Here is an 8936-nt window from a genome sequence, read left to right as displayed (position 1 = left end):
GATGCGGATCGTGGAGGCGCTCTCGTCCCGCTGGGGGTTCCGGCTGGACGAGGGCCGGGGGGTCACGTGGGCGGAGTTCCCGGCCCCGGTCGCCGAGGACCGGGGCCGGGAGCCGCTCAGCGGCCCCGGTTGAGCTGCCGGGTGGGCATCTGCCGGGCGTTGCGCCGGTTGTTCGCGAAATTCGCCGACCTGAAGTCGGTGTTGTTCCGCTTGCCCTTCTTCTTGGACTTGGCGAACGGGTTCGCTTCGGGGTTTTTCGGAGCACGCATGGAAAGGACACCTCCGGGCACGTTCGAATTCGGCCACAATGGGGCCGATAAAGAGTTCTTGCGGCATGACGGCGCTGGTCGCAGTGTGGGTGCGGTGGTGGCGCCGTTAGGTGGTCGGGAGCGGGCCCGCGGCATCAGGCGGGCGGCTCAACCGGAGGAATGATCACAGCTCCATGCCTAAGAGTTAGCCATAGCCGTCCCAATTGTGTCAACCCGGTAATTGTGTGACGGGGCCCTCATCCGGCGGTGGCGCGATGTGTGGGGTACCCGTCGTTGACGCCAGCGCGGGCACGGCGACAGCCTGGAGGCATGCGCGTCGCGTTCGTGATCTATGACGGGTTCCAGGTGCTCGACCTGGCCGGGCCGCATGAGGTGTTCCGGATCACCGGGCGGTACGAGTGCCTGGTCGTCGGGCCCGCGGCGGGGCCGGTGGCCGCTTCCGGAGGGCTGCCCGTCCATGCCGGGGCCGGCATCGGCGATCTCGACCCCGGTGGTGTCGACACGCTCTTGGTGGCCGGTGGGACGGGGGTCGACCGGGCGCTGAAGGACGCGGCTCTTGTCGGCTGGGTCGCGGACGCGGCGGCGGGTGCGCGGCGGGTCGCGTCCGTGTGCAGCGGGGTGCTGCTGCTCGCCGATGCCGGGCTGCTGGACGGACGTCGCGTCACGACGCACTGGGAGCGCGAGGAGCAGTTGAGGAGGGAGTATCCGCGCCTGGACGTCGACTGCGATCCGATCTTCGTCCGGGACGGGCGCTTCTGGACGTCCGCCGGGGTCACGGCCGGGATGGACCTGGCGCTGGCGATGGTCGAGGACGACCACGGGCGGGACCTGGCGCACGAGGTGGCGCGGGAGCTGGTGATGTTCCTGCGGCGGCCGGGGAGCCAGTCGCAGTTCAGCGTCCCGCTGTGGTCGGCGCAGCCCGCGTCGGACCCGATCCGGGCGGCGGTGTCGTCCGTCCAGGCCGATCCGGGCGCCCGGCACAGCATCGCCGACCTGGCCGGACGGTCCGGGCTCAGCGCGCGGCACCTGCAGCGGAGGTTCACGGCGGAGCTGGGCGTCCCGCCGGCCGCGTACGTCGAGCGGGTGCGGGTCGAGGCGGCGCGGCGGGCGCTGGCGGAGGGTGACGAGCCCGTCGAGGCGCTGGCGCGGAGGCTCGGTTTCGGGACGGGCGAGACGCTGCGCAGGGCGTTCCACCGGCATGTGGGCGTCGCGCCGTCCGACTACAGAGAACGGTTCAGAGGAACTGGCCTTTTGAAGGAGAGGGTGTAGTTGTGACCACGTATGGGCTGCTGGTCTTCGAGGACGCCGAAGAACTGGACTTCGTGGGTCCGTGGGAGGTGTTCACCGCGTCGGCGATGGTGCGCGGGGAGGACGACAAGGCGGTGCTCATCGCTGAGGAGTCTGGTCCTGTCCGCTGCAATAAGGGGATGAGGGTCCTGCCAGACCACGTCCTGGACGACCATCCGAAGCTGGACGTTCTCCTAGTGCCTGGCGGGCGTGGTGCACGCGAAGCGCAACTGGAGAACCCGTCCGTCACGGGCTGGATAGCTAAGGTTGCCGAGCAGGCGGATTGGGTGACCAGCGTGTGCACGGGCTCGGTTTTGCTGCATGCGGCTGGTCCGGCGAAGGGGCGGAGGGTCGCGACCCATTGGTCGTGGGAGGACGCCCTAGAGGCGCGTGGCGACGTGACGGTTGTACGTGACGCGCGCTACGTCGTGGACGGCAATCTCGTCACGAGCCAGGGCGTTTCGGCGGGCATCGACATGGCCCTCTGGCTGATCGGACGCATCCACGGCCGCTACCACGCGCGGACGGTGCGCCGCTACATCCAGTACGAGCCCGCGCCGCCCTACCTGGCCGACGAGCCGCTGTAGCGACGGTGGAGCGGCCTGATCGGGCCTAACATTCCGCCACACAGGTGATGATCTTCGCTTATCGGCATAATCACCCGGATGGCGATATCGCTACCGGTGCGATTCCGCAGCGACGGCGTGCGGGTCTCCGTGGAGACCGACCCGCTGCACGCCCCGCTGCGCGACTTCCTCATCAACGACCTGGGCGAGGACGTGTCCGCGATCGCCCGCGCCCGGGGGCGGGTGAGCGGTGAGCCCGGCGACCCGGGTGAGCTGAACGAGCCGTGGCAGGAGCTGTACCGCTACCACCGCCTCGACTTCGACGGGACGATCGTCCAGGTGCGGGACGTCGCCGGATGGGCGTCCTGCGATCTCGACCCGGCCGTCCTGCGGAAATGCCTGGACGAGTACCTCCAGGAGGTCGGCGCCCTGCAGAGCCGCCGCAACCTCGAACGCGCGCTGAGCGAGGCGTCGTCCGGTGAACCGATGGCGACGTCGCTCGCTCTGGGAGGCGTGTCGCCCCGGACGCAGGGCTGGGGCCTGGTTCAGACGCCGCGTGCCGTCCTGGAGGACGTCGCCGGGCTCACCCCGCACCCGGACGCGTGCCTTCCGCATGGCGTGCTTGAGACCGGTTCCGGTGCGTGCTGGGCCGACCTTGCCGTCCTGGACGAGTCCGGAACACGCCTACGTAGCGGCACGAAGACGTTCATGCCGCGTGGCATCGACCTGGAACGGCTCATGGCCGAACTGGGGAAGACCCTGACGCAGGCACGCTTCATCAGCGCGGTGCCAGGAGCGTGGTCAGGTGTCGTCGCTGGTGTCCCTGTGCACGGCTATGTCGACCCGGAGGCGGTTCTGCGTCTCCCCTGTGAGCCGATAGAGGTCGGTGGCGTTGTTCAGCACGTGCGGGTGTTCTTCCCAGCGCTGGCTGACTCTGGCGTCGACCTGGAGGGGGCGGCGTTGAGCGCGGGTGCGTTCGCGCCGTCGGTGTATGGGGAGCGTCACGTCCTTATGGCGTTCCTGCTTCATGACGTCCAGACCCATCGGCATCATCTGGACGTTGTACGTAACGCGCGTCCTGGCTGGGAGCACTCGGGGAACGCGTGTCGCCTACGGCTGGACGTGCAGACCGTCCGGTTGGAACATCTGTGGCTTCCTGGGCATGCGTGCGAGGTGCCGACAGGCGAATTCGCAAGCGTTCTCTATGAATACGAGCGTCTGCTGGTTACCTAGGCGACACCGGATTCGGAGAGCGCGGTGACGATCGTGTCCGTTAGTGCCGCGCCTGCCATGCCGTCCGGGTCCAGCTCGGGGTCGTAGATGCCCACGTGGAAGCCAAGCGCGCGCGGGCTCGCCGCCAGTGTCGTCAGCACAGACGTGAGTTCCTCGAACGACAGACCATCCGGGTTGGGTGAATCGACTGCCGGCATGACGCTCTGGTCGAGGATGTCGGCGTCCAGGTGAATCCAGAACCCTTCGATGGGCGCGGCCTCCAGGTGCGCTCGTGCTCCCTCGGCGGCGGCGTCCGCTCCGTGCTCGCGGACGTACTCGATCGGATAGCGGCGTATGCGCGAATCGTCGAACGCGGCGAGGTCGGCGATCTCGTGGTCCTCGGGCTCCCGCTGGACGCCGATGTGCGCGACATGCTCCTCGGCCACGTAGGGGCGCAGCCCGCCGAGGTCGGCGAGCGCGTCCGGGCCGTGGCCGGTGACCAGGCCGAGCGCCATCCCGCCCGCCGTCAGCCGTCCCGCCCAGGTGGCCGGATCCCGCCGTGGCGAGTAGTCGTCATGCCCGTCCAGATACGCCAGGCCGAACACGCCACGGCGGCGCAGCGCGAGCATCGGGCCGAGCAGGATGCTGCAGTCGCCGCCGAGCACGACCGGAAACCGTCCCGTGTCGAGCAGTTCCCCTACGCGTGACGCGAGCCGCACCGAATAGTCGGACATGCCCGGGCCGTTCAGGTAGCCGGTCTCCTCGTCCGGGCCGAACACGTAGGGCGGCGGGTCCACGCGGCCGGCGTCCTCGGCGTTCAGGCGGCCGAGGATGCCGTGCCCGCGCAGCGCACGGGCCAGGCGGCGCACCCCCGGCTCGTGTCCCTCGCGCGGCGGGCGGAGCCCGAGGTTGGACGGGGCGTCGAGCACTGCGATCATTCTTGCAATCTAGAACACGGCGAAGGAGCTCCGATGACCTTCACCGGACGGGTCATGGAGCGCCTCCTCCGCCTTCCCGAGGCCGCGCCGCGGCCCTACGGGGTCGTCCGCGACGTGCGGGCGCCCATGCCGGACGGCGTCGTGCTCGTCGCCGACCTGTACCGTCCGCGCGGCTCGGGCCCGCTGCCGGTCGTGCTGATGCGCACCCCGTACGGCAAGCGGCAGCCCGTCATCCGGCTGTTCGCCGGGCTGCTCGCACGGCGCGGTTTCCAGGTCGTCGTGCAGAACGTGCGCGGCGTGCACGGATCGGGTGGCGAGTTCCGCGCTTTTCACCATGAGAAGGACGACGGGCTGGCGACGCTCAAGTGGCTTCGTGACCAACCGTGGTGCGATGGCAGGGTCGCCATGGTCGGGGCCAGCTATCTGGGGTTCACCGAGTGGGCGGTGGCGCCTTATGCAGACCCGCCCTTGGAAGCGATGGGCGTCGGCGTCACCGCGTCCGAATTCGTGAGTTCCTTCTATCCGGGTGGGGCGCTCGCCCTGCACAACACGCTCGCGTGGTCGTCATCGATGGGCACGCAGGACGGAACCAGGCAGCCGTTCCACAAACGACGAGTCCGCCAAGCGATGCGGCACCTGCCCGTAGGCGAGGCCGACGAGGCGGCCATCGGACGTCCCGAACCGTTCCTCCGCGAGGTCACGGCCCACGCAGAACCCGGCGACGAGTTCTGGAAAGCCACCGACCACAGCGCCGCCGTTCCCGCGACCACCACACCCACCACGATGGTGACGGGCTGGTGGGACCTCTTCCTCCGCCGCCAGCTCCGCGACTTCGCAGCCCTTCACGCGGCCGGACGCCAAGTCCGCATCACCATCGGCCCTTGGGGACACGACAAGCAATCCCTTCGAGCCACACTCCACGACCAGCTCTCCTGGCTGGACGCTCACCTGAACGGTGACAAAGCCCAACTCCGCCAGGCGCCGGTAAGGCTCCATCTGCAGCACGCTGACCGCTGGCTGGACTTCGACCAGTGGCCCCCGCCCGAAACCCGTCCCACACCGCTTTACCTTGCACAATCTCTCGTCTGGGACGTCCCCGCCGACGTTGAGCCCGCCACGTTCACCTACGACCCTCTCGACCCCACCCCGACCGTTGGCGGCCCGCTCCTGTCACCTGGCCGAGGCGGGCAGCGCGACAATTCGCGTGTTGAGGGCCGTGCCGACGTGGTCGTCCTTACCTCCGCGCCATTACAGAGGCATCTCGACCTGATCGGGCCGGTCTCGGCGACGATCCACGTCCGGATGAGCACGGGTCACGGCGACTTGTTCGTCCGGCTCTGCGACGTCGACCGCTACGGCGTCTCCCGCAACGTCACCGACGGCATTCTGCGCATAACATCGCCGGGCGTCGTCAGAGCCGAGATCGAGATGCACCCGACCGCGTACCGCTTCCGGCCCGGTCACCGGCTCCGCGTCATGCTGGCCGGCGGCGCGTTCCCCCGCTTCGCGCGCAACCACGGCACCGGCGAGCCCGCCGCCCGGGCCGTCGCGTCCCGGCGCGTCCACGTCGAGGTCTTCCGCGACGCGGCCCGCCCGTCGGCCGTCCACCTGCCCGTCTGGGACGCCTAGCCGGGGAGCGCGTCGGGTTCGGCTTCGGCCTGGAGGGACTCGTACTCCTTGAGGACCTTCTTGCGCGCGCGTGCTGAAAGGCGGTCGATGTAGAGGCGGCCTTCGAGATGGTCGGTTTCGTGCTGGAGGCATCGGGCGAGCAGGCCCGTCCCTTCCACCGTGATAGCCGTGCCTCTGACGTCATAGCCGTGGACGGTCGCACGGTCAGGACGGGCCAGGCGCGCATGCGGACCAGGCACGGAAAGGCAGCCCTCGTCGCCATCGTCCAGACGCCGGTTCTCCAGCGCCAGCAACTCCAGGACGGGGTTCACGACGGCTCCCCTACGCCGTTCGCCGTCCTCGTCTGGGCAGTCGTAGACGAAGACGCGCAGGTCCACACCGATCTGGTTAGCGGCCAGGCCGACCCCTTCCGCCTCGTACATGCTCGCCAGCATGTCGTCCACCAGGTCCTTCAACGCCGCGTCGAAGTCCTCGACGGGCCTGCACGGCCGGTGCAGGACCGGTGTCCCCACCAGCGTGATCGGCCGCACCTGTCCTGACATCGCCTGCGCTCCTCCTGTCGGGGCGTTCTTCGCACGCCGCGCGAAACAGGCTACCCAGGGTGACCGCCGCATGCCGGGCATCTCCCGTCGCGCTGCGCCACCGGCCGGACGCGGAGCGTGTTCCGTTCGTCGCACGCAGCCGCCCGCTCATCGATGGACGGGCCGGAAGCGGCGATGCCGCCGCCCGCGGCTCGCTACGTTCGACGCATCCGCTGAACGGCCGGTGCGAGCCGCTTCGGGGGGAGCGGCCGGTCCTGTGTACGCGCCCGGGCCGGCGCAGCGGAACGGGGGGAGAGGGGTCACTTCGGGGGAGTGGCCCCTCCGTCCGTTCGCCCGACCGGGCGTCGCGTCCCAGGAGTCCGTGGTCATGACCCCTGGACGCCAAAAGCCTTCTCTTCTCGCTCGCGTCCTTCCCGCTCGCGCCCTGGAGCGGTTCTTCTACCCGGAACGGAGTCGGCGCCGGAGCCGGGGCATCGCCGAATACCGGGGCACCTGCCCCACCGCCTGACATTCACCGAGCGTCTCCGCAACACGGCAGATCCGGAACCCGACGGCACGCCCCTGCCCGAGCGCGGCCGTTTCCGCCACAGGCCCGGACGGTTCTCCGGGACGTTCAGCGGGACGTGGCCGGGGATCTCCACCGCCCGGCGGAACCGGAATTCTTCGTCAAGGAGTTCCCGCGTCCGTTGAAACGGCATTGGCCGACGGGCAATGGAAAGAAGATCAGCTCATGCCGCCGGACGTTTCCGGCGTAACGGCAGGCCCGTCGGAAATGGACGCGGCGAACGGGTCGGGTCGCGAAGATTTGACCCGGCGGACGTCGACTTGCGGATGCGGCTCCGGAATGGTCTTCCCCATGCATTCACGAATTCGAGCCCCCAGGGCGTCCGGCCCCACCCGATGGCTGCTGGCATTTCTCGGCGCGCGCGAGCAGGCGCTGCGCACCCACACCGGACTGGCGGCGGGCCCCGGGGAATGGCTGCTGGTCTTCCTGGAGGTCACCCGTACCGAGCTCGCGGCGCGGCAACGTCCCGCGGCGCTGCCGGCGCGCCGCGGCCGGTCCGAGGAGTCCCCGTTCGGCCGGCTGGCCGCCCGCAGCGCGTAGAGGAAGGCCATGACCGTCGAGATGTTCCTCGCCGCCCTGATCGGCGGCGCGATCGGCCTCGCCGAACTGGTCGCGCGGTACCGCGACAAGCCGATCACCGCGGCCCTGTCCCCGGGCGGGCTGCTGTTCGTCTTCGTCAACGCGAGCGCGTCGACCGTGGCGCTGATCGCGGTGACCGCGTCCGGCTGGACGTTCGGGCTCCCCGCGACGATGCCCCCCGCGAGCCTCGTGGTCGTCCAGGTGATCGCCGCCGGGATCGGCTCCGCAGCCGTGCTGCGCATGTCGTTCGCCCCCGCCCAGAGCGGAGCCGTCGGCACGGGCCCCATCGCGCTCCTCAACGGCGTCCTGCGGATCACGGACGGCGAGCTGGAACGCAAGCGGGCGCTCAGCAGGCTGTCGCACAACGACCTGGCGGGACTGTCGTTCGAGCGCGACCACGCGGCCCTCGCCGAGCTGTGCTGCCACCTGATGCGCGAGTTCGACCTGGCCGAGGCGCAGCGGCTCGGCGGGCTCGCCGCCGAGCTCAGCGGCCGCGACGACCTCACCGACGCCGACAAGCTGGACTGCTGGGGCCTGGAGCTGACCCGCCTGGTCGGCGAGCGCGCCATCCGGCAGGCGGCGCGGCGGCTGCGGGACCGTCCGCGCGAGGAGCCGCGCCCCGCCGCGCCCGATGAGCGGCCGACCGCCCCGGTGCCCGATGCCGAGTACGCCGCGGACCCCGCCCCGGCGCGGCCGCCGACCGCGAAGACCTCCCGCCTCGCCGCGAGCTCGAACGGCAGGACGGAACGCAAATCCTTCAGCGATGTCTGAGACGCCATGAAATACCGGTGTGCTCCCCGCGGGTGCACCGGTATTTCACTATTCCGGCCGGACGGGCGCCGACCGCTTTTCCGCCGGGCCCGTACGGGGCGAGCGGGGATGCGGCGCACTTTCGGCGCCGTCCCGTTCTTCCAGGACGGACGCGATGCGGTGCAATGCCTCCGCCACCGAGACCAGTGCCTGCACCTGGGCGGCCGCCATCAGATTCCCCGGCGAGGGATCGGCGGCCTGCGCCTCCGCGGCGGCGTCAAAGGCCTGCTGGCTCCACCAATGCACGCGGCGATCCTATTCGAGGCGGCTAATGCGTCACCCGCCGCCGCGCCGCCGAAAAGGAAAGGGTGTGACACGTGAACACGGAACCGCGCGCGGCGCCGCCGCCCGGACGTCCGGATCCCGCGCTCCCGCGCTGGGCCGCGAAACCGGTGCGCCGACTGACCGCCGGGGAACTCGCCGAGGCCCTCGCCTACCTGGAAAAACACCATCCGGACGACGACGTCCTGGGCCGCGCCCTGGCGGGTGAGTTCGCCCGCCGCACCGCCGCCTCCGAATTCGCCCACCGGACCACCACC

General features: G+C 70.2%; 11 protein-coding genes. 7 read left to right on the top strand and 4 right to left on the bottom strand.

The annotated features are described in order from the left end of the window. Positions 1-116: 116 nt before the first annotated feature. Positions 117-269, bottom strand: coding sequence for a hypothetical protein (locus E1287_RS44400; protein WP_165969426.1), 153 nt, complete (start codon positions 267-269; stop codon positions 117-119). A 309-nt stretch (positions 270-578) separates the two neighbouring features. On the opposite strand from E1287_RS44400, the gene E1287_RS39950 reads away from it, so the two are divergent. The 3 genes from E1287_RS39950 to E1287_RS39940 all read left to right on the top strand — a co-directional run bounded on the left by E1287_RS39950 (position 579) and on the right by E1287_RS39940 (position 3355). Beyond that, positions 579-1538: a DJ-1/PfpI family protein gene (locus E1287_RS39950; protein ID WP_131970805.1), complete on the top strand. Its 960-nt coding sequence runs from the start codon at positions 579-581 to the stop codon at positions 1536-1538. A gap of 2 nt (positions 1539-1540) precedes the next feature. Beyond that, positions 1541-2143: a DJ-1/PfpI family protein gene (locus E1287_RS39945; protein WP_131970803.1), complete on the top strand. Its 603-nt coding sequence runs from the start codon at positions 1541-1543 to the stop codon at positions 2141-2143. A 78-nt stretch (positions 2144-2221) separates the two neighbouring features. Next, positions 2222-3355, top strand: a complete 1134-nt coding sequence (locus E1287_RS39940; RefSeq protein ID WP_131970801.1) for a hypothetical protein — start codon at positions 2222-2224, stop codon at positions 3353-3355. Here E1287_RS39940 and E1287_RS39935 read toward each other — a convergent pair. Then, positions 3352-4272: an arginase family protein gene (locus E1287_RS39935; protein ID WP_131970799.1), complete on the bottom strand. Its 921-nt coding sequence runs from the start codon at positions 4270-4272 to the stop codon at positions 3352-3354. The genes E1287_RS39940 and E1287_RS39935 overlap by 4 nt on opposite strands. A 33-nt stretch (positions 4273-4305) precedes the next feature. On the opposite strand from E1287_RS39935, the gene E1287_RS39930 reads away from it, so the two are divergent. Next, positions 4306-5901 (top strand): CocE/NonD family hydrolase, encoded by a 1596-nt coding sequence (locus E1287_RS39930; RefSeq protein ID WP_131970797.1) that lies wholly within the window; start codon positions 4306-4308, stop codon positions 5899-5901. Here the strand turns inward: E1287_RS39930 and def are convergent. Further along, on the bottom strand, positions 5898-6443 hold the full coding sequence (def, locus tag E1287_RS39925; RefSeq protein ID WP_131970795.1) for a peptide deformylase: 546 nt from the start codon (positions 6441-6443) through the stop codon (positions 5898-5900). The two genes, E1287_RS39930 and def, sit on opposite strands and share 4 nt — an antisense overlap. Positions 6444-7299: 856 nt before the next feature. Between def and E1287_RS39920 the strand changes: the two genes are divergently transcribed. After that, positions 7300-7548 (top strand): hypothetical protein, encoded by a 249-nt coding sequence (locus E1287_RS39920; protein WP_131970793.1) that lies wholly within the window; start codon positions 7300-7302, stop codon positions 7546-7548. A 9-nt stretch (positions 7549-7557) separates the two neighbouring features. Continuing rightward, a complete protein-coding gene (locus E1287_RS39915; RefSeq protein ID WP_131970791.1) occupies positions 7558-8358 on the top strand; it encodes a hypothetical protein in 801 nt (266 codons plus the stop codon). A 48-nt stretch (positions 8359-8406) separates the two neighbouring features. On the opposite strand, the gene E1287_RS39910 is transcribed toward E1287_RS39915, so the two are convergent. Beyond that, the gene (locus E1287_RS39910; protein WP_131970789.1) at positions 8407-8643 is read right to left on the bottom strand and encodes a hypothetical protein; all 237 of its coding nucleotides are present in this window, start codon (positions 8641-8643) and stop codon (positions 8407-8409) included. Positions 8644-8714: 71 nt separating this feature from the next. Between E1287_RS39910 and E1287_RS39905 the strand changes: the two genes are divergently transcribed. Continuing rightward, a partial coding sequence (locus E1287_RS39905; RefSeq protein ID WP_207934745.1) for a hypothetical protein occupies positions 8715-8936 on the top strand: 222 nt, incomplete at its 3' end.

Origin of the sequence: Actinomadura sp. KC06, from assembly GCF_004348735.1 — a bacterium.
Classification (GTDB): domain Bacteria; phylum Actinomycetota; class Actinomycetes; order Streptosporangiales; family Streptosporangiaceae; genus Spirillospora.
The sequence above is the reverse complement of the archived record's forward strand: the minus strand, read 5'-3'. Positions and strand labels throughout refer to the sequence as shown.